General features: G+C 65.4%; 1 protein-coding gene and 1 pseudogene. Both read left to right on the top strand.

The window, feature by feature from the left end; genetic code table 11:
- A pseudogene (locus KYG_RS23660) lies at positions 1-175 on the top strand (hypothetical protein); the annotation flags it as partial.
- A 46-nt stretch (positions 176-221) separates the two neighbouring features.
- Complete coding sequence (locus KYG_RS07365) at positions 222-725, top strand: RNA polymerase sigma factor (RefSeq protein WP_008904230.1); 504 nt, start codon at positions 222-224, stop codon at positions 723-725.
- The last annotated feature ends 141 nt before the right edge of the window (positions 726-866 follow it).

The following is an 866-nucleotide window of genomic DNA, read 5'->3' as shown; positions in this document are numbered from 1 at the left end:
GATGGCCGCCGCCAGCGACCAACCCGCCGGTGCATACACGATCGTCATGCGCGACGACGGTGCGCGCCAGTGGGCCTACAAGGGCAAGCCGGTGTACACCTACCAGGCCGACCAGAAGCCCGGCGACCGCGCCGGCGACAACTTCAAAGACGTCTGGCACATCATCAAGGAATGACATTTGCTGTCGACTTCCGTCCAGACCCTCAGGCCACGACCCCCCGATGCAAGACGACGCAAGCCTGCTGAGCTGGGTGCCGCGCCTGCGCCGCTATTCGCGCGCGCTGGTGAACAACCGTGACGACGCCGACGATCTGGTGCAGGACACGCTGGAGCGGGCCTGGGCCAAGTCGAACCTGTGGGGCGGCGTGGCCGACATGCGCGCCTGGCTCTTCAGCATCATGCACAACCTGCACGTCGATGGCGTGCGCCGTCCCAGGCTGCACACCGTGACCATGGACGACGACACGCCCGAAGTGCCGGTGGCGCCGACACAAACCGACAGGCTGGCTGTACTGGATCTGCAGGCTGCACTGGACTTGCTGCCCGTCGAGCAGAAGGAAGTGCTTCTTCTGGTGACGCTGGAAGACATGGCCTATGCCGATGTGGCGCAGGCCCTGGGTATCCCCATCGGCACCGTGATGTCGCGCCTGTCGCGAGGCCGTGAGCGCCTGCGCGGCCTGATGGAAGGCCGCGCAGAACCGGTGCGGCTGAAAGTCGTCAAATGAATGTATTGAGAAGCAACCCATGAATACCGACCGTCCGCCACCGTCCATTCCCCCGGTCACCGAGGCCGACCTGCATGCGTTCGTTGATGGCCGCCTGCCCGCTGAGCGCCAGGTCGAGATCGCCGCTTATCTGGCCGCACG

It is taken from the genome of Acidovorax sp. NO-1 (genome assembly GCF_000238595.1).
Taxonomy (GTDB): Bacteria; Pseudomonadota; Gammaproteobacteria; order Burkholderiales; family Burkholderiaceae_C; genus Acidovorax.
This window is presented reverse-complemented; position numbering and strand designations above follow the sequence as displayed.

Bases quoted from the DNA above. Each gene is read 5' to 3' on its own strand.
- KYG_RS07365 (WP_008904230.1), top strand. From the start codon at position 222: ATGCAAGACGACGCAAGCCTGCTGAGCTGGGTGCCGCGCCTGCGCCGC.